General features: G+C 63.4%; 17 protein-coding genes. 7 read left to right on the forward strand and 10 right to left on the reverse strand.

Annotated features, from left to right (window positions below; genetic code table 11):
• Positions 1-47 precede the first annotated feature (47 nt).
• The 4 genes from ACFQ6H_RS27715 to ssd are packed head-to-tail and all read right to left on the reverse strand — an operon-like array spanning position 48 to position 3,686.
• Positions 48-632, reverse strand: coding sequence for a type II secretion system F family protein (locus ACFQ6H_RS27715; RefSeq protein ID WP_378540427.1), 585 nt, complete (start codon positions 630-632; stop codon positions 48-50).
• Positions 629-1,417 (reverse strand): type II secretion system F family protein, encoded by a 789-nt coding sequence (locus ACFQ6H_RS27720; RefSeq protein ID WP_378650055.1) that lies wholly within the window; start codon positions 1,415-1,417, stop codon positions 629-631. The genes ACFQ6H_RS27715 and ACFQ6H_RS27720 overlap by 4 nt, the downstream gene beginning before the upstream one ends.
• On the reverse strand, positions 1,414-2,595 hold the full coding sequence (locus ACFQ6H_RS27725) for a TadA family conjugal transfer-associated ATPase (protein WP_378650057.1): 1,182 nt from the start codon (positions 2,593-2,595) through the stop codon (positions 1,414-1,416). Before ACFQ6H_RS27725 ends, ACFQ6H_RS27720 begins: the two co-directional genes overlap by 4 nt.
• Positions 2,592-3,686 carry a septum site-determining protein Ssd gene (gene ssd / locus ACFQ6H_RS27730; RefSeq protein WP_378650059.1) on the reverse strand — a complete coding sequence of 365 codons (1,095 nt, stop codon included), beginning with the start codon at positions 3,684-3,686 and terminating at the stop codon, positions 2,592-2,594. The genes ACFQ6H_RS27725 and ssd overlap by 4 nt, the downstream gene beginning before the upstream one ends.
• A gap of 312 nt (positions 3,687-3,998) precedes the next feature.
• On the opposite strand from ssd, the gene ACFQ6H_RS27735 reads away from it, so the two are divergent.
• Entirely contained in the window at positions 3,999-4,817 is an 819-nt protein-coding gene (locus ACFQ6H_RS27735) for an HAD-IB family hydrolase (protein ID WP_214887644.1), read from the forward strand.
• A 391-nt stretch (positions 4,818-5,208) separates the two neighbouring features.
• Here the strand turns inward: ACFQ6H_RS27735 and ACFQ6H_RS27740 are convergent, their stop codons facing one another.
• The 5 genes from ACFQ6H_RS27740 to ACFQ6H_RS27760 form a co-directional block, all read right to left on the reverse strand.
• Entirely contained in the window at positions 5,209-5,958 is a 750-nt protein-coding gene (locus tag ACFQ6H_RS27740; protein WP_378650061.1) for an oxidoreductase, read from the reverse strand.
• A gap of 56 nt (positions 5,959-6,014) precedes the next feature.
• Positions 6,015-7,739, reverse strand: coding sequence for an ABC transporter ATP-binding protein (locus tag ACFQ6H_RS27745; RefSeq protein ID WP_099696931.1), 1,725 nt, complete (start codon positions 7,737-7,739; stop codon positions 6,015-6,017).
• Positions 7,740-7,744: 5 nt separating this feature from the next.
• Positions 7,745-8,701 (reverse strand): ABC transporter permease, encoded by a 957-nt coding sequence (locus ACFQ6H_RS27750; RefSeq protein WP_003946092.1) that lies wholly within the window; start codon positions 8,699-8,701, stop codon positions 7,745-7,747.
• Positions 8,694-9,620, reverse strand: coding sequence for an ABC transporter permease (locus ACFQ6H_RS27755; RefSeq protein WP_003946101.1), 927 nt, complete (start codon positions 9,618-9,620; stop codon positions 8,694-8,696). Before ACFQ6H_RS27755 ends, ACFQ6H_RS27750 begins: the two co-directional genes overlap by 8 nt.
• A 125-nt stretch (positions 9,621-9,745) precedes the next feature.
• Entirely contained in the window at positions 9,746-11,362 is a 1,617-nt protein-coding gene (locus ACFQ6H_RS27760; RefSeq protein ID WP_378445749.1) for an ABC transporter substrate-binding protein, read from the reverse strand.
• Positions 11,363-11,726: 364 nt separating this feature from the next.
• On the opposite strand from ACFQ6H_RS27760, the gene acs reads away from it, so the two are divergent.
• Positions 11,727-13,658 carry an acetate--CoA ligase gene (gene acs, locus ACFQ6H_RS27765; protein ID WP_378650063.1) on the forward strand — a complete coding sequence of 644 codons (1,932 nt, stop codon included), beginning with the start codon at positions 11,727-11,729 and terminating at the stop codon, positions 13,656-13,658.
• A gap of 38 nt (positions 13,659-13,696) precedes the next feature.
• Here the strand turns inward: acs and ACFQ6H_RS27770 are convergent, their stop codons facing one another.
• Entirely contained in the window at positions 13,697-14,122 is a 426-nt protein-coding gene (locus ACFQ6H_RS27770) for a MarR family winged helix-turn-helix transcriptional regulator (RefSeq protein WP_378650065.1), read from the reverse strand.
• Between the two features lie 107 nt (positions 14,123-14,229).
• Here ACFQ6H_RS27770 and ACFQ6H_RS27775 point away from each other — a divergent pair, with 107 nt between their 5' ends.
• From ACFQ6H_RS27775 to ACFQ6H_RS27795, 5 genes are all read left to right on the forward strand, one after another.
• Complete coding sequence (locus ACFQ6H_RS27775; protein ID WP_378445746.1) at positions 14,230-15,309, forward strand: substrate-binding domain-containing protein; 1,080 nt, start codon at positions 14,230-14,232, stop codon at positions 15,307-15,309.
• 110 nt (positions 15,310-15,419) lie between these two features.
• Positions 15,420-16,040 carry an AmiS/UreI family transporter gene (locus ACFQ6H_RS27780; protein WP_378650067.1) on the forward strand — a complete coding sequence of 207 codons (621 nt, stop codon included), beginning with the start codon at positions 15,420-15,422 and terminating at the stop codon, positions 16,038-16,040.
• A gap of 26 nt (positions 16,041-16,066) precedes the next feature.
• On the forward strand, positions 16,067-17,104 hold the full coding sequence (locus ACFQ6H_RS27785) for an aliphatic amidase (protein WP_230816507.1): 1,038 nt from the start codon (positions 16,067-16,069) through the stop codon (positions 17,102-17,104).
• A gap of 10 nt (positions 17,105-17,114) precedes the next feature.
• Entirely contained in the window at positions 17,115-18,170 is a 1,056-nt protein-coding gene (locus ACFQ6H_RS27790) for an AAA family ATPase (RefSeq protein ID WP_378650069.1), read from the forward strand.
• Positions 18,171-18,305: 135 nt separating this feature from the next.
• Positions 18,306-19,991 carry a purine-cytosine permease family protein gene (locus ACFQ6H_RS27795; protein WP_378650071.1) on the forward strand — a complete coding sequence of 562 codons (1,686 nt, stop codon included), beginning with the start codon at positions 18,306-18,308 and terminating at the stop codon, positions 19,989-19,991.
• Positions 19,992-20,107: the final 116 nt, after the last annotated feature.

The following is a 20,107-nucleotide window of genomic DNA, read 5'->3' on the forward strand; positions in this document are numbered from 1 at the left end:
AACCTGTGGCAGCACTTCTGCCGCAGGAGCTTTCACTCGGATCCGGCTCACAGCAGGCCGTTGCCGAGCACAGTCGTAGCAAGCCCGATCACCACCGGGACGATGCCCAAGGCGATGAAGGCGGGCAGGAAACACAGCCCGAGTGGGCCGCTGATCAACACTCCCGCGCGTTCGGCAGCGGCAGCCGCCAGATCCTCGGCCTCACCGCGACTACGCTCGGCGAGCTCGGTCATGGACGAGGACAACGACGAACCCGAACGCGCCGAACGCCGGGCCATCCTGGCCAGGGCTTCGGTATCCGGATCGAGAGCGGCCTCGCTCCACGCGGCGTCGGGATCAGCACCGAGCGCAAGAAGGTCGGCGACGCGACGAAGCGAATCTGCCATCGGTTTCGGCGCGGTCGACGCCATCGCTGTGATCGCGGCGGAGACGGGAAGCCCCGCTCGTAGGCAGGCCCCGAGAAGGTCGAGACTTGCGGCAACTGCGAGTGGATCCGGCTTGTCCGGGACTGAAACCGAATTTTCTGTTGTTGTGTCCGCGAAGAGAATTTCTGCCGCCCTGGCCGAAGCACCGCGCCGAGCGGGAATGATCGCGAGCGCCAACGCCATCATCGCCACGGATGCCCAACTCACGACGTGACCTTCGCGGTTATCCGGTCGGTCCAGAGCAGACCAGCTGAGACACAAGCGGTTCCGATCACCAGGAGCACGCCGCCGAGCCCACCTCCGAACAGCACGCGCAGCGGCGAAGCACCCATCAATTGCCCGAGACCGATCCCCAACAGCGGGAGAAAGGCCAAGACCGCAGCGGTCGCCCGCGCGCCCGCCAACCCGGCCTCGGTGCGTTGACGAAAGCGTCTACGTCCCAACATGTCCGTCCGGACGGCGCCGAGTAGTTCCGCCAGAGCCAGCCCGTGTTGGTCTGCGACCCGCCAGACGGATCCGATGCGGGAGAACTCACGCTCGATGCCGGAATCCGGTACCACGAAGGCCGCTGCGGCAGAACCGCCGAGACGCGCCCTCGCCCCAGCGGACCGGAACACCGCGCTCACTTCGCCGGTACATTCTTCGCCTGCAACAGAACTGGCCGCTGCAGGATGTGCGCCGACGCTCAACTCTGCGATCAGCACCTCCAAACCGGCGAGCAGCATCTTCTGTGAGAGGTCTCGGTTTTCGGCCGCCTTCGCGCGTCGGCCACGAAAGATCAGGGTCCCGGCGAGGACGACCGCCGCGCACCCGGCCGGAGGACCTCCGAGAACCCACGCGGCCGAGATCGCAAGAAATGCGGCGACGAACTCCCATGGAATCTGCCGGGAGGGCTTGTGGATACTCAGGTTGTACGTTGCGAGCCGAGCTCGTGAATCCCGCACCGGCGCAATCGAGACCGCCAACGCGAACGTCAAGAGCGAAACTGTCACGTCCCGACCTCCCGATTGCGAAGCCGGAACATCCGCTCGAGCTGCTCACGACCCGAACCGCCGTCCGGCCACGCCTGCATGATTCGTACGTATCCGTCCGCACCGCGGTCGATGACACCGATCTGTTCGAGACGCCTCGATCCGTCGGCCAACCTGTGCACGTGCAGGATCACTTGAACCGCCGCGGCAAGTTGACTGTGCAGCGCGTGGCGATCCATACCGCCGAGTGCAGCCAACGCCTCGAGCCTGGCCGGCACCTCTTCGGGCGAATTGGCGTGGACGGTGCCGGCCCCGCCGTCGTGGCCGGTGTTCATCGCCGTGAGCAGATCCGTCACCTCTGCGCCGCGAACCTCACCGACGACGATGCGATCGGGACGCATCCGCAGAGCCTGCCGAACCAGGTCACGCACTGTCACCTCCCCGACGCCCTCCACGTTGGGAGCTCTGGCCACGAGGCGGACGACGTGCGGATGCGGCGGCGCGAGTTCGGCCGCGTCCTCGACGCAGACGATTCGCTCGCGCGGGTCGACGGCACCGAGCATCGCGGACAACAACGTGGTCTTTCCCGCGCCAGTTCCGCCGATCACCAGAAAAGCCAAGCGAGAAGAAATGATGCGATTCAGGAGTTCGCGCGCATCCGGTTCCACGGCGCCGTGAGCGCACAGCGCGTCGAGGCCCTGTGTCGCCGGCCGCAGCACTCGCAGTGACACGCAGGTTCCGCCCTGGGCCACCGGTGCCAGTACGGCGTGCAGTCGCACCCCGAAGTGCCCGTCGCCGACGCCCCGCAGGCGCCCGTCTACCCACGGTTGGGCGTCGTCGAGGCGTCGACCTGCCGAAAGTGCCAACCGTTGCGCCAGTCGACGCACAGCTGCCTCGTCGGTGAACCGCACCGCTGACCTTTCGAGGCCGACCCCGCGGTCCACCCAGACCTGATCCGGCGCGGTCACCAGTACGTCGGCGACACCGGGTTCGTGAAGCAGGGGTTCGAGCGGCCCCGCGCCCGTCAGTTCCGTCTGGAGCACCCTGACGACCTCCAACAGGTCGGTGTCCGCCAGAACGCCGGAGGACTCGGCTCGTACGGCATCGGCAACGGTGGCTGCCGTCGGTTCGGCGACCGACGACGCCGTCAATCGCTCGCGAACGCGGTCGAGCAGTTCGGCCGTGACCAACGCACTCATGCCGCAGCCCTGCGCGGGCGTGCTCCGGATTCGACGGCGTCGAGTACCGCTGTTGCCGCCACACTCAACGGACAACCGCGGGTCAATTCGAGGCCACCGCGCTCGAGCATCGGCGCCAGCGAACGGTGGCCACGCATGACGGCCGTCAGGGGCAGGCCGAGCATGTCCGCCACGTCGGCGCCGCGTAGCCCTCCCGGCGCCGGCCCACGCACGACGAGTCCGACATTGGAGTTGTGTCGCCTCACCCAGGCCCCGACCTTCTCGGCAGCGACACACGCGGCCACGGTGGCCGGAACCACGACGAGGACAAAATCCGAGATCTCCAGGACGGCCTGGCCGACCTCGCTGGGGTGACGCGGCAGGTCGCAGACCACGAGTCCCCCGGACCTGCGACCTGCGTCCAACACGGCGCGAACAGCGGTCACCGTCGGACCGTCGATCTCACGCCGACTGCTCGCCAGAACCCTCAAGAACTTTCCCTTTGCCGGCAACGCATCACGCAGCGCGTCCGGCGCCAACCGTCCGCCCTCGACGGTCAGTGCACCCCAGCGCAATCCGGGGGCCGTCTCGATACCCAACAGGACGTCGGCGCCGGAACCGAGTGCGTCGACGTCCACCAGCAGCGTCGGGACGTGACGCGCCGCCGACGTCAACGCGACGGCCGCCGCTGTTGCCGAAGCTCCGCCGCCGCCACAACCACCCACCACGCTCACGACGGTGCCGTCACCCCCTACGTCGACGTGGTCGGCCAGAACTGCGACCAGCGCGTTCTCTTCCTCGGGCAGAGACAGGACGCTGTCGGCTCCGATCGCTGTGGCGCTCTTCCAATCGTCGACGGTCGGTGTGCCGTCGCATACGAGGAACACTCGCGTTCGCTTGGGGGAATGAGCCAGCGCATCTCGCGCGGCCGACGCGTCCAATACGATCGCCGAAGCGCGGTTCCACTGTTGCCGGGACACGGGATGCTCGGCCTCGTCCACACGGCGGTCCACCGCGGCAGCGACGCGTCGCACGCTCGCGAGGACCTTCGCGTCGTCGACGAGAACCAGAATGCAAGCGCCGGTTTCCCGAGAATTGATCGTCGTGTTCATGACTGCAGAGCCTGAACGAGAACGGGCACCGGAAACAGTGCGGTGAACGACCCTGTGGACAACTACGAAGTTGTGGAGAAACGGGCCGCAGACAGAGGACGACCCCCGCCAATGGGGGGAGGAGGCGGGGGCCGTCTGAGTTCAGCCCCGGGGGGTCGGGCTGAACTAGTTCGAACGAATCGAACAGCAACGATCTTACACCCGACATCGGCGAGAAACGCAAGCCTGAGCTGCACTGAACTGCTGTTTTTCGCCGAAAGAGGAGGCTTGCCGAGGAGCACACGAACCGCCTGTCGGACTATCCTCATTCCTGTGACCGACAAGCCTGCGAACGGACTGAATACCGGGCGGACAGCCGCTTTCTTCGATTTGGACAAAACGATCATCGCGAAGTCGAGCACCCTGGCGTTCAGCAAGCCATTCTTCGCCCAGGGTCTGATCAATCGACGCTCGGTTCTCAAGAGCAGCTATGCACAATTCCTGTTTCTACTGTCCGGCGCCGATCACGATCAGATGGAGCGCATGCGCGAGCACCTGACGGCGATGTGTGCGGGTTGGGACGTGGAGCAGGTGAAGGCCATCGTCGCGGAGACTCTGCACGACATCGTCGACCCACTCGTCTTCGCCGAGGCGGCCGATCTGATCGCAGATCACAAGCTGCGCGGACACGACGTCATCGTGGTGTCGGCTTCGGGTGAAGAGATCGTCGCACCGATCGCCCGCGCCCTCGGCGCCACCCATTCCGTCGCGACGTCGATGAGGGAAGAAGACGGCCACTACACCGGCGAGGTCGACTTCTACTGCTACGGTCCGGGCAAGGTCGAGGCGATGGAAAAACTTGCCGCGGAGTACGGCTACGACCTCGCCGCCAGTTACGCCTACTCCGACTCGGTGACCGATTTGCCCATGCTCGAGGCGGTCGGACATCCCACCGCGGTCAACCCCGATCGTGCATTGCGCAAGGAAGCAGCCGTAAACGGTTGGCCCATACTGACTTTCTCGAATCCGGTCTCACTTCGTGCGCGATTGTCGGCCCAATCCACGACGACGGTGGCCACTACTGCCGCGGTGGGAATCGCAGCTGTGGTGGCCGGTGCCATGACCTTCGGGCTACTACGCCGGAAACGCTGAAATCCAAGGCCCACAAACAAAAATTGGTACTTGCTGTGAGCCCGGACACAGGGTACAAAGGAGTTACGGAAGAACGGAAGGCCAGGAACGGCTCGGAAGAGAAGGACCGTTTCCCCAACTGAAATTCCTAGCACGGGCACTAGGGCACCCACGCGGAGCACAAGCCACTATAAGGGCAGAAGCGTTGTGGGCCTGCGAGATTCGTTCAATTTGAGCGAGGACCCCGCACAGGTTGCGGGGACGACCTCAGAAAGTGCGATCCCTCGCCGAGGCCACCCACACAACCCACCGAGCACGCTTGGTAACGAGTAGTCCGTGCTGACGGGCGGCGAAGTCGATTTATCGGCAGCGCCGCCCGTTCGTTATGTTCCGACAGGGGAAATTGTCCGGACTACCCGGTAGCTGCGTCTGCAATCGAAGTCGCTTCTCGCGCACCGGCTTCGAGCGCACCGCAGCACAGGATCACCCAGCTGCCGACGCCCGCCGGATTTCCCGAAGCGAATCCCGCCGCGCCGTCCGTGTACGCCTGCGGCCGCCGAAGCCAACTGACCTCGGGGACCCCGAGATTGTGCGGATCCAACCCCGACGAGACCGCAACCAGACGCGAGGCCGCGCGGGCGACGATGCCGTCAGCCGTGCCGAACGGGCTCAGCGCCAAGAGTTCTCCGTGTACGACGGCTGCCAGAACCGGTGCCGGTGCAGTGGTTCCGCCGGTGACGAGTTGGGCGAGAGCGTCCAAGCGCTCCCCCACGCCGCGGTCCGACCGCGGCCGTCCCAGTTGATCCGCGTCCTCGACGAGATCTGCCGCGGCCAACAGGTGCAGCCGGGCCAAAGCCTGCAGTGGGGCGCGCTTCCACGTCGACTCCATGAGCGGAAGGCTGTCGCCGTCCAGAGCCTGAGCTACCCGCAGCGCACCCGCGAGAATCGGGTCACCGGCCATGCCCTCGGCCGGCAATTCGGTGGTGCCTCCGGCCAACGAAGCGGAGGCTCGCGCAGCGCGAACCGCGGCTTCGGCGGCAGTGGTGGGCCAACCGCGACGGTTGGTCTTGTGCCGATGAACCTCACCCAGAGCCTCGCGCGCATGATCGGCGGCGGCGCGTACGCCTGGAAGATCGACGAGGGGCTGCAAGGGGTCCGTCACGATCAACGACGGTACCCTTGCAGCCCCTCTGCGGACTTGCCTACCTACCTGTTGCGTCAGCTTCCCAGCTTGATGGAGCCACCGGGAATCGCGTCGAGCAACTTGCGTGTGTAGTCCTGCTGCGGATTGCCGAACACGTCGTCGATCGGCGCCGATTCGACGATCGAGCCACGCGACATCACCAACACGTTGTCCGCGATCTGACGAACCACGGCCAGGTCGTGCGTGATGAAGAGGTACGTCAACCCGAACTCTGCCTGCAGGTCATTCAGCAGGGTCAAGATCTGATCCTGAACGAGCACGTCGAGAGCGGAGACCGCCTCGTCGCAGATCACGACCTCCGGTTGCAGTGCCAGCGCGCGCGCAATTGCGACGCGCTGACGCTGTCCGCCGGAGAGCTCGTTCGGGAACCGTCGCATGACCGACTGAGGCAGACCCACCTTGTCGAGAAGTTCCCGGACGCGAGCCTCACGCTCGGCCTTGGTGCCGACCTTGTGGGTACGCAGCGGCTCCTCGATCGTGCGGTAGATCGAGTACATCGGGTCGAGCGTGCCGTAGGGGTTCTGGAAGATCGGCTGCACTCGGCGACGGAACGCAAAAGTTTCCTTCGCGCCGAGTTTCGCCACGTCCTGACCGTCGAAGACCACGTTTCCTGCCGTGGGCTCGAGCAGGCCGAGGACCATCTGCGCGACCGTCGACTTACCGGAACCCGATTCACCGACGATCGCCGTTGTGGTTCCGCGGCGGACCTTGAAGGACACGTCGTTCACGGCTGTGAAGTCGGTGGTCTTGCGGAAACCCTTGCGCAGCTTGAACACCTTGGTCAGATGATCGACGACAAGAACGTCGTCGGTCGCCTTTCCGAAGGACTCTGCCGTACTTTCCTCGGCCTTGACCGCTTCGGCGACCTCTTCCGCCTGTTCCCGAATCTCGGCGCGCGCTACCGAAGAACTGAGTCGCTTCGACGCCAAAGACGGCGCAGCAGCAACCAGCTTCTGCGTGTACGGATGCTGCGGGCGCTTCAGAATCTCCAGTGCCGGACCGGATTCGACGATGCGCCCCTTGCTCATCACGATCAGATGCTCGGCGCGCTCAGCGGCCAAGCCCAGATCGTGAGTGATGAGCAGAACGGCGGTGCCGAGTTCCGTAGTCAGACCGTCGAGATGATCGAGGATCTGACGCTGGACGGTGACGTCGAGCGCCGACGTCGGCTCGTCCGCGATCAGCAGCTTCGGACGAGCGGACAACCCGATCGCGATGAGTGCACGCTGACGCATGCCGCCCGAGAACTCGTGCGGGTACTGCCCCAACCTGCTCTCGGCTTCGGCGAGGCCGGCCTCCTCGAGTAGTTCGGCGGCCCGAACCTTGGCAGCTTTGCCCTTGGCGATCCCGTTGGCGGCCAGTGCTTCCTCGATCTGAAAGCCCACTTTCCACACGGGATTCAGATTCGACATCGGGTCCTGCGGAACCAAACCGATCTGGCTACCCCGGATGTGGACGAAGTCCTTCTCCGAAAGCTTCGAGATGTCCTTACCGTCGAAGATGATCTCGCCTGCCGTCACCTTGCCGGTGCCGGGAAGCAGATTGATGATCGAGTGGGCGGTGGTGGACTTACCCGAGCCCGATTCGCCGACGATGGCGACCGTCTGACCCGGATAGACCGTCAGGCTGACGCCTCGAACTGCCGGAACGGGACCCGAATTGGACTGGAACGACACCTCGAGATCACGAATCTCGAGCAACGGAGTTTCCTCCGAGGTGAGAGTTTCCTTGGTGGTCATCGTGCTCACCGCTTCCGAGACTTGGGATCGAGGGCGTCGCGCAGCGCGTCACCCATCATGATGAATCCGAGGACGGTGATCGCCAAAGCCGTTGCCGGGTAGAACAGAATGGTCGATCCCTGACGCAGCGTCACCTGAGCGTTGCTGATGTCGCCGCCCCACGAAACCTCGGTGGACGGAAGTCCGATACCGAGGAAGGACAGCGTCGCCTCGGCGACGATGTACGTGCCGAGCGAGATGGTGGCGACAACGATGATGGGCGCCAACGAGTTCGGGATGACGTGGCGGATCAGTGTCTTGAGCTTCGAGACACCCAACGCTTCCGAAGCCATGACGTAATCGTTGTTCTTCGCCGAGATCACCGCGCCACGGGCAATTCGTGCCATCTGCGGCCAACCGAAGAGTGCCAGGACGCCGACGACGGTCCAGATGGTGCGATCGGTGAACAGCTGCATCAGAACGATGGCAGCGAGGATCAGCGGGATACCGAAGAAGATGTCGGCGACGCGGGAGAGAATCGAATCGGTCCAGCCGCCGTAGAACCCGGAAAGCGCGCCGAAGATCACTCCGATCACCAGCACCGACGCAGTGACGCCGACGCCCACGAGTACGGACGCTCGAGCACCGTAGATGGTGCGCGAGTAGACGTCACAACCCTGGCGGTCGAACCCGAACCAGTGGCCGGAGGTCGGTCCCTGCATGCTGTAGGTGAGGTCGCAGAACCGCGGATCGGTACTCGTGAACAAGCCCGGAAACGCTGCGATGACGATGACCGCGAGGATGATGATCGTCGAGATGATGAACAGGGGACGCTTGCGCAGATCGCGCCACGCGTCGGTCCACATACTCGTCGGCGCCTGATCGAGTTTGACGGCGTCCGTCTCCCCCGGTGCCGCAACTTCGGGCGGTGCCACGAAATGACTTTGCCGGACGGCGCGTCCGGTCTTCACGGTCTCAGACATAGCGGATCCTCGGATCGAGCGCGGCGTACAAGAGGTCGACGAGCAGATTTGCGATCAGGTAGATCACGATCAGGATGGTGACGAACGAAACCACCGTCGGCGCTTCACCTCTGGTCACGGCCTGGTAGATCGTGCCGCCGACGCCGTTGATGTTGAAGATGCCCTCGGTGACGATGGCGCCGCCCATCAACGTTGCGAGGTCGGCGCCCAGGAACGTGACCACGGGGATCAGCGAGTTGCGCAAGACGTGCACGCGAACCACTCGTCCACGGGAAAGTCCCTTGGCGGTGGCGGTGCGCACGTAGTCGGCACTCAGGTTCTCCGCCACGGACGTTCGGGTCAGTCGTAAGACGTAGGCGAACGAGACCGAACCCAGAACCAGGGCGGGGAGCAGGAGATTCTTGAAGCTGGTGTTGCCACCGACCGTCGGCGGGACGATGCCCCATTTGACGCCGATGAAGAACTGAGCCAGGAAGCCGATCACGAAGATCGGGATGGCGATGAGAACGAGGCTGAACAGCAGGACGGTGCTGTCGAAGAATCCGCCCTTACGCAGGCCGGCGATGAGGCCGAAGCCGACACCGAAGACGGTCTCGACGATCAGTGCCATGAAGGCAAGTTTCATCGTGATCGGAAATGCCTGTGCCAGAACTTCACTGACAGGTCGTCCGGAGAACGACGTGCCGAAGTCCAGCGTGAAGATGCCCTTCAGGTACAGCAGGTACTGCTGATAGAAGGGGAGATCGAGGTGGTAGCGCTCCCGAAGCTGTGCTGCCACAGCCGGACTGAGCGCCTTGTCGCCCGCCAACGCGGCAATCGGATCACCGGGAAGCAGGAAGACCATGGCGTAGATCAGAAGAGTGGCCCCGAGAAAAACCGGGATCATTTGAAGCACTCGGCGACCGATGTACCAGAGCATCGGATCACCTCCTTGTCGATGATCGTGTACGTCAGCGGACAGTCCGGTGTGAACACGAGTTCGGGACGGCAGGCAGGGCGCCTGCCGCCCCGAACTCACGTTTCAGATGCGGATCGTTCTACGCGTCAGTTCTTTTCGATGTCTTCGTAGACCGGAATGCCATTCCAGCTGATGGTCACGTTGGAGACGTTCTCCGACCATCCACTGGCGGCGTTGCGGTACCACGTCGGAATTGCAGGCAGGTCCTTGAGCAGCACTTCCTGAGCCTGATCGAGCAGTTCCTGAGCCTTCGCCTTGTCCGTCTGGCCGGCCGATTCGCGCAGGAGGCGGTCGAACTCGGGGTTGGAGTACTCGCCGTCGTTGGAGCTGCCGCCGGTCTGGTAGTTCTGCGCCAGGAAGCCGTACTGCTGCGGGTAGTCGCCCTGCCAGCCGGAGCGGAACGCGCTCTGGATGGTGCGGTCGGTGGCTTCGGTGCGGATCTGCGCAAAGGTGGCGTACTGCTTGCCCTTTGCATCGATGCCGAGCGTGTTGCGGATGCTGTTCGCCGTGGCGTCGACCCATTCCTGGTGTCCGCCGTCCGAGTTGTATCCGATCTCGAAGCTGCCGGACCACGGCGCGATGGCGTCGGCCTTGGCCCAAGCAGCCTTGGCTGCCTCGGGGTCGAACTTCAGGTTGCCGTTACCGGTCAGCGAGTCGTTCCAACCCTCGATTGCGGGGCTCGTGAAGTCGAGAGCAGGCGTCCTGGTCTTGTTGAAGATCTGCTGCGTGATCTGATCGCGGTTGATCGCCATCGAGATCGCCTGACGGCGGAGCATGCCTTCTTCACCACTGAAGTGCGCCAGGCGCCCCGGGATCGTGAACGTCTCGATGGTTGCCGACGGCTGGTTGACCGTGCGACCGGCAAGATCGGACTCGAAGGTCGTGACCGCGCTCGGCGGGACCTGGTCGAGGACGTCGACGTTGTTGGCGAGAAGATCGGTGTACGCCGTGTCGAGGCTGTTGTACATGATGAAGTCGACGCCGGCGTTCTTCGGCTTACGGTTGCCGTTGTAGTCCGGGTTCACGACCGTGTCGATGCGGACGTTGTGCTGCCACGCGCCGGTTCCGTCGAGCTTGTACGGGCCGTTGCCGACCGGGTTCTCGCCGAATGCGGTCATGTCCTTGAACGCGACCTCGGGCAGCGGGTAGTACGCCGTGAAACCGAGGCGGTCGGGGAACGCCGACTCGGGCTGCTTGAGTTCGATGGTGAAGGTGGAGTCGTCCACAACCTTCAGACCCGACATCGTCTGAGCCGTCGGAACCTCGGCTGCAACTTCGTCGTAGCCCTTGATCGGATCGAAGAACGATGCCTGGATCTGAGCGTTGGTGGAGAGGGCGCCGAAGTTCCACGCGTCGACGAACGACTTCGCGGTGACGGGGGTGCCGTCCGTGAAGGTCCAACCGTCCTTGAGCTTGACGGTGAAGTTCTGACCGTCGGTGCTCTCGATGGACTCGGCGACCTCGTTCTCCGTGCCGCCGTCGGCGGTGTACGAAACGAGACCGGCGAACAGGGAGTCGAGGACGCGGCCGCCCTGGTTCTCACTCGTGTTCGTAGGAATGAGCGGGTTCTGGGGCTCGCCCGCCCAGGCGTTGACGACGCCGCTGGACGATCCGCCCGACGAATCGCCGGACGAACATGCCGTGATCAGCACTGCCGTCATTCCGAGCGCGACCGCGCCGGTCGCTATGCGTGAGATACGCAAAGGAATTCCTTCCACATCTAAGTGACCCCGAGCATGCTCGCGGCCTGCCGACAGCCGTAACTGCCGGCGTCGTGTCGCCTACAACTGAAAGTGAACGTGACTTCGAGTTGCGGTCGAATAATGGTTTGACAATAGACACATCGAACCCGAAGCGCGCACCGCACCCATTGTTGGAAAATTGGGGGTAATTGAATTCGGACACATTCATTCGTCGGCAGATGCGACCACCCGTCGCATCGTTTCGACCGATCGTCGCAGGACAACGGGTTGCAACGTGATGCAACGGTGCGTTTGCGCGAGCTTGTGACTACCCTCACACGGAGTCAGAAAAGTGTCGATCAAAGTGGAAAGAAGGCCGTCAGCCATGACAAGCGCAGCCGAAACAGACGTCCCCCAGGCATATCCGCCGAGCGCAGAGTTCGCTGCGGCCGCCAACGCGGGACCGGAGTTGCAGGCTGCCGCAGATACCGACCGCCTCGCTTTCTGGGCGAATCAGGCTGAGCGCCTTCACTGGCACGAGAAATGGACCGACGTCCTCGACTGGACCGACGCCCCCGTCGCGAAGTGGTTCGTCGGCGGAAAACTCAACGTCGCCTACAACTGCGTCGACCGCCACGTCCTCGCCGGCAACGGCGACCGCGTCGCCATCCACTTCGAAGGCGAACCGGGCGATTCCCGCGATCTGACCTACAACGACCTCCTCGCCGAAGTCAGCCGCGCCGCAAACACTTTCACCGACCTCGGCCTTGTCGCCGGTGACCGCGTCGCGATCTACATGCCGATGATCCCCGAAGCGATCGTCACCATGCTCGCCTGCGCCCGCCTCGGCCTGACCCACTCCGTCGTCTTCGCCGGATTCTCCGCCACCGCCCTGCGCTCACGCATCGACGACGCCCAGGCCAAGCTCGTCGTCACAGTCGACGGTCAGTGGCGACGCGGCGCAGCAGCACCCATCAAAACAGCGGTCGACGAATCCGTCGCCGGCGCCGAATCCGTCCAGAACGTGTTGGTGGTCAACCGAACCGGCATCGACGTCGACTGGACCGACGGCCGTGACCTGTGGTGGCACGAGACCGTCGCGCAGGCCTCGCCCGAACATCAGGCGCAGGCTTTCGACGCCGAACATCCCCTGTTCATCCTCTACACCTCCGGCACCACCGGTAAGCCCAAGGGCATCATCCACACCTCCGGTGGCTACCTCACCCAAGCCTCCTACACCCACCACAACGTCTTCGATCACAAAGCCGGACAAGACGTTTACTGGTGCACCGCAGACATCGGCTGGGTCACCGGACACTCCTACATCGTCTACGGCCCCCTCTCCAACGGCGTCACCCAGGTCGTCTACGAAGGCACCCCCAACTCCCCCGACGAGCACCGCCACTTCAACATCATCGAGAAGTACGGCGTCTCCATCTACTACACCGCACCCACCCTCGTGCGCACCTTCATGAAGTGGGGCCGCGAGATCCCCGACGCCCACGACCTGTCGTCCATTCGCCTCCTCGGCTCCGTCGGCGAGCCCATCAACCCTGAAGCGTGGCGCTGGTTCCGCGAGGTCATCGGCGGCAACAAAGCGCCCATCGTCGACACCTGGTGGCAGACCGAGACCGGCGCGATCATGATCTCCCCGCTGCCCGGTATCACCGCCACCAAGCCCGGATCCGCCATGGCTCCGCTCCCCGGCATCTCAGCCAAGATCGTCGACGACGACGCCAAGCCCCTCGGCCCCGGCGGCAACGGCTACCTCGTCCTCGACGAGCCGTGGCCCGCGATGCTCCGCGGCATCTGGGGCGACATGGACCGTTACCGCGACACCTACTGGTCCCGCTACGCCGAAGAAGGCTGGTACTTCGCCGGTGACGGCGCCAAGTACGACGACGACGGCGCACTCTGGGTCCTCGGCCGCGTCGACGACGTCATGAATGTCTCCGGGCACCGCATCTCCACCTCCGAAGTGGAATCGGCACTGGTCAACCACCACGGCGTCGCAGAAGCCGCCGTGGTCGGCGCCGCAGACGAGACCACCGGACAGGGCATCGTCGCCTTCGTCATCCTGCGCGAAGGCGTCGAGAACACCGGCGACGTCCTGATCGCCGAGCTCAAGGCTCAGGTCTCCACCGACATCAGCCCCATCGCCAAGCCCCGTCAGATCACGATCGTGCCGGAACTGCCCAAAACTCGATCCGGCAAGATCATGCGCCGTCTCCTACGCGACGTCGCCGAAGGTCGAGACCTCGGAGACACCTCAACCCTGGTCGACCCCAAGGTATTCGACGCTATACGCGGCAAGTAGGGCCTTCGGCCCCCTGTGCGCCTTTTTGGTAGTGGGAACTACCAAAAAGGCGCACAGGGGCGGAGCCCCTCTCGCAACTTCACTTCCTCTTTCGACGTCAGCCAGGACTCCTCGGCCGTGCGAATATCTGCAGCAACCCGCTTGTGCAAGGACTTTCCGCGCGCGGAGAGAAACACGCGCACCTTCCGGCGGTCGTCCTCACCGACTTCGCGATAGATGAGCGCCAGCGAGACCAACTTGTCCGCGACTCGCGTCAGCGTCGGAGCCGGCGTTCCCGTTCGATCGCGCAGCTCAGCCATCGTCCGCCCCTCGGTCGACGCCAAGGCTTCGAGCGTCATCCAGTGATCGAGAGTGAGATTCTCTGCCGCCAGCGCCTTCTCCGCCGCTGCCGCGGCCATTCGAGCTGCTCGGACCAGCGCGGTCGTCAGCGACGCATCAAGAATTCCGGAGTCACTTTTTCCCACTGATCGCTCCCCCGCTGTTGCGTAGTTCACACTTCTCGGGCAATACTTTCAAATGAAATGATAGTAACCCAGGCCAGGCCGCTGACTCCCGATTCCGGCGGCGACGCATGAGCGCTACCGGCGCGCTCGAACGCGCGCGCAGCGCGGTGTGGCGCCTGGGCATGGTGGTTCCCCTCCAGGGACCGGCCGGACTGTTCGGCCCCTCCTGCGAAGCAATCAGCGAATTGGCCGCCCGCGACCTCAACAACTCCGGTGGCGTACTGGGACGCGAAGTCCAGATCGAAGTGATCGACGGCGGCGCTTCGCCGAGCGCCGTCGCCGCCCGCGTGCAACAGCTACTCGACGCCGGCGACATCGACGCCGTCAGCGGCTGGCACATCTCCTCGGTGCGCCACGCGCTTGCGCCCGTGGTCGCCGACCGCATCCCGTACTCGTACACCTCGCTCTACGAGGGCGGCGAGGTCAGGTCCGGCATCTACTGCTCTGGTGAGACACCCCGGCAGCAGATCGCGCCGGCACTGAAGTGGCTGCGCGACAACGTCGGAGCACGTAAGTGGTTTGTCGTGGGCGACGACTACATCTGGCCGCACAGCTCACTGGGGGCAGTCCGACAGTTCGCGACCGAACTCGACCTCACCCTGGTCGGTGGTTCGTTTGTCGACCTGGGGCGCGGCAACATGAAACAGCTGGTCGAGACCGTCTCGAACTCCGGGTGCGACGGCGTGATCATGCTCCTCGTCGGGCAGGACGCCGTCGACTTCAACCGCGCCTTCGCCCGCCGCGGCCTCGACGAATCGATGATCCGATTCAGCCCGTTGATGGAAGAGAACATGCTGCTCGCGAGCGGACCGAGGGCAACCCGAAACCTGTTTGCCTCCGCCGCGTACTTCCGTTCGATGGTCGACGGCAACTCCATGGACCTGCTCGGACGCTACGTCGCACTGCACGGCGCGCACGCCCCAGCACTGAACAACGCCGCCGAGTCGTGTTACGAAGGGATACATACCCTTTCGGCCCTGGTTCGACGCGCCGACAGCACACATCCGCGCGACCTGGACGCCGTCGTCGAAGGCGCCGCGTACGACGGACCTCGCGGAACCGTCGAGTTTCGTGATCGTGTTGCACGGCAGAAGATTCAGCTTGCCGTCGCCGACGGACTCGACTTCTCGATCATCGCCACCCTCTGAAATCTTTCCCTGAGATTCACCTCTTGACTTCTGTGGCGCGCATCACTTAGTTTCATTTGGAATCATTTCATTTGAAAGTAACCCGTCCCGAAAGTAACCGGAGGTGCCCGATGGGCAGTGTTGGTTTGCTTTACGTGGGAGCCGTCCTCTTCGTCAACGGACTGATGCTGCTCGGCACAGTTCCCGTTCGATCCGCCTCGGTCCTCAACCTCTTCGTCGGCGCTCTTCAGTGCGTCGTCCCCACCGTCATGTTGATTCAGGCACAGGGAGATTCGAGTGCCGTCCTGGCGGCCTCGGGGCTCTACCTGTTCGGATTCACCTACCTCTACGTGGGCATCAGCAATCTCGCCGGCTTCGAACCGGAAGGAATCGGATGGTTCTCGCTGTTCGTCGCGTGCGCCGCACTGGTGTATTCCTTCCTCTCGTTCACGGTGAGCAACGACCCGGTATTCGGCGTCATCTGGCTCGCGTGGGCAGCACTCTGGACGCTGTTCTTCCTGGTGCTCGGCTTGGGCCGGGAAAACCTCGGCCGCTTCACCGGTTGGGCCGCAGTCCTTCTGAGCCAGCCCACCTGCACGGTTCCCGCCTTCCTGATCCTGACCGACAACTTCCACACCACGCCTGCCGTCGCGGCCGGCTGGGCCGGAGCACTTCTGGTTCTCCTGGGTCTGGCCAAGATCCTCGCCGCCCCCAAAGCCGCAGTACCCCAACCCCGTCCAGTCTTCAACTGATCCACACAACCAAGGAGTGAAAGACAATGCGACACGGTGACATCTCCTCGAGCAACGATACAGTCGGCGTAGCAGTGGTCAATTACAAGATGCCCCGCCTGCACGATCGCGCGGGCGTCCTCGAGAACGCGCGCAAGATCGCCGACATGATGATCGGCATGAAGACCGGCCTCCCCGGAATGGATCTCGTGGTCTTCCCCGAATACTCCACGCAGGGAATCATGTACGACGAAGAGGAGATGTACGCGACAGCGGCCACCATCCCCGGTGACGAGACCGCGATCTTCTCCGCTGCATGCCGCGAAGCCGACACGTGGGGAATCTTCTCCATCACCGGCGAACAGCACGAAGATCACCCGAACAAGCCGCCGTACAACACGTTGATCCTCATCGACAACAAGGGCGAGATCGTTCAGAAGTACCGAAAGATCCTGCCCTGGTGCCCCATCGAAGGGTGGTACCCCGGTGACACCACCTACGTTTCCGAGGGACCCAAGGGGCTGAAGATTTCGCTGATCATCTGCGACGACGGTAACTACCCGGAGATCTGGCGCGACTGCGCGATGAAGGGCGCCGAACTGATCGTCCGCTGCCAGGGATACATGTACCCCGCCAAGGACCAGCAGGTGATGATGTCGAAGGCGATGGCCTGGGCCAACAATTGTTATGTGGCAGTTGCCAATGCGGCCGGATTCGACGGCGTCTACTCCTACTTCGGGCACTCGGCGATCATCGGATTCGACGGTCGAACGTTGGGCGAAACCGGTGAGGAAGAATACGGAATCCAGTACGCGCAGCTGTCCGTCTCGGCAATTCGTGATGCGCGCGAGAACGATCAGTCCCAGAACCACATCTTCAAGCTCCTCCACCGCGGCTACTCCGGCGTCCATGCAGCCGGTGACGGCGACAAGGGCGTCGCGGACTGCCCGTTCGAGTTCTACAAGCTGTGGGTCACCGACGCCCAGAAGGCTCAGGAACGCGTCGAGGCCATCACCCGAGACACAGTGGGTGTAGCGGATTGCCGCGTCGGAAACCTGCCGGTCGAGAAGACAATCGAAGCGTAAGGATCTCGCCGTGCCGTATATCACCGACATGCTCCACGACCGGAACAGTGCAGGAGCACCACCGGCCGAGGAACGAACCGAGCCCGCACCGGTAGGAGCCTTCGACGCCCACAAGCTCTCGAAGGCCCTCAGTTCCAAGATCGTCGGACAACAGGCCGCCGTCGACGCTGTGGTTCGCGCAATTTCGATCGCGCATGTCGGTGCCACGGATCCGACGCGTCCGCTCGCCAACATCCTTCTGGTCGGCCCCACCGGCGTCGGCAAGACGGAGCTCGTGCGGCGCGTGGCCGCGGAACTACGGTCAGGGCCCGACGATCTGTGCCGCATCGACATGAATGCTCTGGCACAAGAGCACTATGCGGCATCGTTCTCCGGGGCTCCGCCTGGATATGCCGGCAGCAAGGAGTCCTTCACACTGTTCGACAAGAACACCGTCGAGGGCGATCCGTACACCCCCGGAATCGTCCTGTTCGACGAAGTGGAGAAGGCCGACCCCACCGTGCTGCGTGCGCTCCTGCAGGTCCTCGACAACGGCGAGCTCCGGTTGGCGAACGGTCAGCAGAAGATCTCGTTCCGCAACAGCTACGTGTTCCTGACGTCGAATCTCGGTTCGGCTGCGGTGGCCGAACGTCGACGGTCACGGCTACGCCAGATCGCCGATCGCGTCCGGATCGATAGACCACGCCACGGTCACCACCTGGTGCAGCGCGCGTTGGAGAAGTTCTTCGACCCCGAGTTCTTCAACCGCATCGACGAAACCGTGATCCTCGACGAGTTCGACGAACGGACGGCGGAGCAGGTCACTCGGCTCGAAATCGGACTGATCACAGCTCGGCTGGCCAGGAGAGGCGTCGACGTGGAGGTAGACGACAGCGCCGTCGCTCTGCTGCAACGACGCGGATTCGATCCGGTGTACGGAGCGCGCGGGCTGCGTCGGACCATCCGGAACGTCCTGGCTGACCCGGTGGCCGGCGCCGTTCTCGACCTGCGACCGGTCGGGACGCAGCCACTCGTCTTGCAGGCCCGGGCAGTTGGTGATCAGATACAGGTAAAGAAAGCCCCATGAGTGCTCGCTCACGTTGCGGATTGAATCCGCAACGTGGGCGACACATTTCAAACATGTCCGCGTAACGCCACCTCCCTAGGTTTGGTGCCTGCACCACAAAGTGCACATGCACAGGCACCCAGGGGAAGTGACGTCATGACAGCAGTAAACGAGCAGGTGTCCGCAGTCGCGCCGGGCAGCGCGAATCCCGGCCAGAACACCGCACTGAAGGAGACGCTGGAGGACTACACCCTCCGTTTTGCGCCGCGCAGCTACCGCAAATGGGGAACCGGGGTCGTCGCGACGTCCGCACTCGGCGGAATCGCATATCTCGCAGACTTCTCGATCGGCGCCAACATCGGCATCTCGTACGGCACCGGCAACGCGCTTCTGGGCATCGCAGTGTTTGCCGTCGTCATCATGGCCACGGGCTTCCCACTCGCCTACTACGCTGCGCGATACAACATCGACCTCGATTTGATTACGCGCGGAAGCGGTTTCGGATACTACGGCTCGGTTGTCACCAACGTCATCTTCGCGACGTTCACGTTCATCTTCTTCGCCCTCGAGGGTTCCATCATGGCCCAGGGTTTGAAACTGGGGCTCGGAATCCCACTCTCGATCGGGTACGCGGTCTCGACGCTGATGGTCATCCCACTGGTCATCTACGGAATGAAGGCTCTGGCGAAGCTCCAGGTGTGGACGACGCCCTTGTGGCTCGTCATGATGGTTCTGCCGTTTCTGTATCTGCTGTTCAAACACCCTGATTCAGTGAGCGCATTCTTCGCCTTCGGCGGTGAGGACGGCGCAAACGGCAAGGGCGTCAACTTCGGTTCGGTGATGTTGGCCGCGGGCGTCTGCCTGTCACTGATCGCGCAGATCGCCGAGCAGATCGACTACTTGCGCTTCATGCCGCCCAAGACGCCGGAGAACACCCGTCGTTGGTGGGCTGCAGTAATTCTCGCCGGCCCCGGCTGGGTCATCTTCGGTGCGTTCAAGCAGATCGTCGGACTGTTCCTCGCCGTGTACATCATCGCGAACGTCGTCGACGGCTCCTCGATCGCCAACCAGCCCGTGCACCAGTTCCTCGAGATCTACCAGGACATGATGCCGCACTGGCTCGCCATGACACTGGCCGTGATCCTCGTGGTCATCAGCCAGATCAAGATCAACGTCACCAACGCGTACTCCGGCTCACTGGCCTGGACCAACTCGTTCACCCGCGTCACCAAGACCTACCCGGGGCGCATGGTCTTCGTTCTGGTCAACCTGGCGATCGCACTGATCTTGATGGAAGCCAACATGTTCGACTTCCTCAACACGATCCTCGGGTTCTACGCCAACTGCGGTATCGCCTGGGTCGTGGTCGTCGCCTCGGACATCGCGATCAACAAGTACTGGTTGAAGCTCTCCCCGAAGGCCCCCGAATTCCGACGCGGGATGCTCTACGACGTCAACCCCGTCGGCTTCGTGTCGATGCTGCTGGCTGCGGGAGTGTCGATCCTGGTGTTCTTCGGCGCTTTCGGTTCGGCGATCAAGCCGTTCTCCCCGATCGTCGCCATCGTCATCGCACTGGTGATGCCGCCGGTCCTGGCCGTCGCCACCAAGGGCAAGTACTACCTACGACGCACCGACGACGGCATCGATCTACCGATGTTCGACGAGTACGGAAACCCCTCCGGCGAAACGCTTTTGTGCTGCGTCAGCGGAATCGAGTTCGAGCGTCCCGACATGCTCGCGTCGAACGTTCCCGGTCCGAACGGCGAGAAGCAGTACATCAGTTCCTTGGCACTGAGTACCGACAAGACCGGTGAGCACGTCCTGCCTGCTCAGCTTCCCTGACAACTGCTGTGGGGCGTTATTAAACGCCGGGGGGGTTTAAATGGGCACACCAAAAATTAACAAAATAGTTGCGCCCGCCGTGGGGGTTTGAGGTGCCGTGGGAAAAGATGCCGCCA

The sequence above is a fragment of the Rhodococcus sp. NPDC056506 genome (assembly GCF_042794945.1).
Classification (GTDB): domain Bacteria; phylum Actinomycetota; class Actinomycetes; order Mycobacteriales; family Mycobacteriaceae; genus Rhodococcus_F.

Excerpts from the sequence above, each read along its gene's own strand:
- ACFQ6H_RS27725 (WP_378650057.1), bottom strand. The coding sequence starts at position 2,595 with ATGAGTGCGTTGGTCACGGCCGAACTGCTCGACCGCGTTCGCGAGCGA.
- ssd (WP_378650059.1), bottom strand. The coding sequence starts at position 3,686 with ATGAACACGACGATCAATTCTCGGGAAACCGGCGCTTGCATTCTGGTT.
- ACFQ6H_RS27745 (WP_099696931.1), bottom strand. The coding sequence starts at position 7,739 with ATGACCACCAAGGAAACTCTCACCTCGGAGGAAACTCCGTTGCTCGAG.
- ACFQ6H_RS27750 (WP_003946092.1), bottom strand. The coding sequence starts at position 8,701 with ATGTCTGAGACCGTGAAGACCGGACGCGCCGTCCGGCAAAGTCATTTC.
- ACFQ6H_RS27755 (WP_003946101.1), bottom strand. The coding sequence starts at position 9,620 with ATGCTCTGGTACATCGGTCGCCGAGTGCTTCAAATGATCCCGGTTTTT.
- acs (WP_378650063.1), top strand. The coding sequence starts at position 11,727 with ATGACAAGCGCAGCCGAAACAGACGTCCCCCAGGCATATCCGCCGAGC.
- ACFQ6H_RS27775 (WP_378445746.1), top strand. The coding sequence starts at position 14,230 with ATGAGCGCTACCGGCGCGCTCGAACGCGCGCGCAGCGCGGTGTGGCGC.
- ACFQ6H_RS27780 (WP_378650067.1), top strand. The coding sequence starts at position 15,420 with ATGGGCAGTGTTGGTTTGCTTTACGTGGGAGCCGTCCTCTTCGTCAAC.
- ACFQ6H_RS27785 (WP_230816507.1), top strand. The coding sequence starts at position 16,067 with ATGCGACACGGTGACATCTCCTCGAGCAACGATACAGTCGGCGTAGCA.
- ACFQ6H_RS27795 (WP_378650071.1), top strand. The coding sequence starts at position 18,306 with ATGACAGCAGTAAACGAGCAGGTGTCCGCAGTCGCGCCGGGCAGCGCG.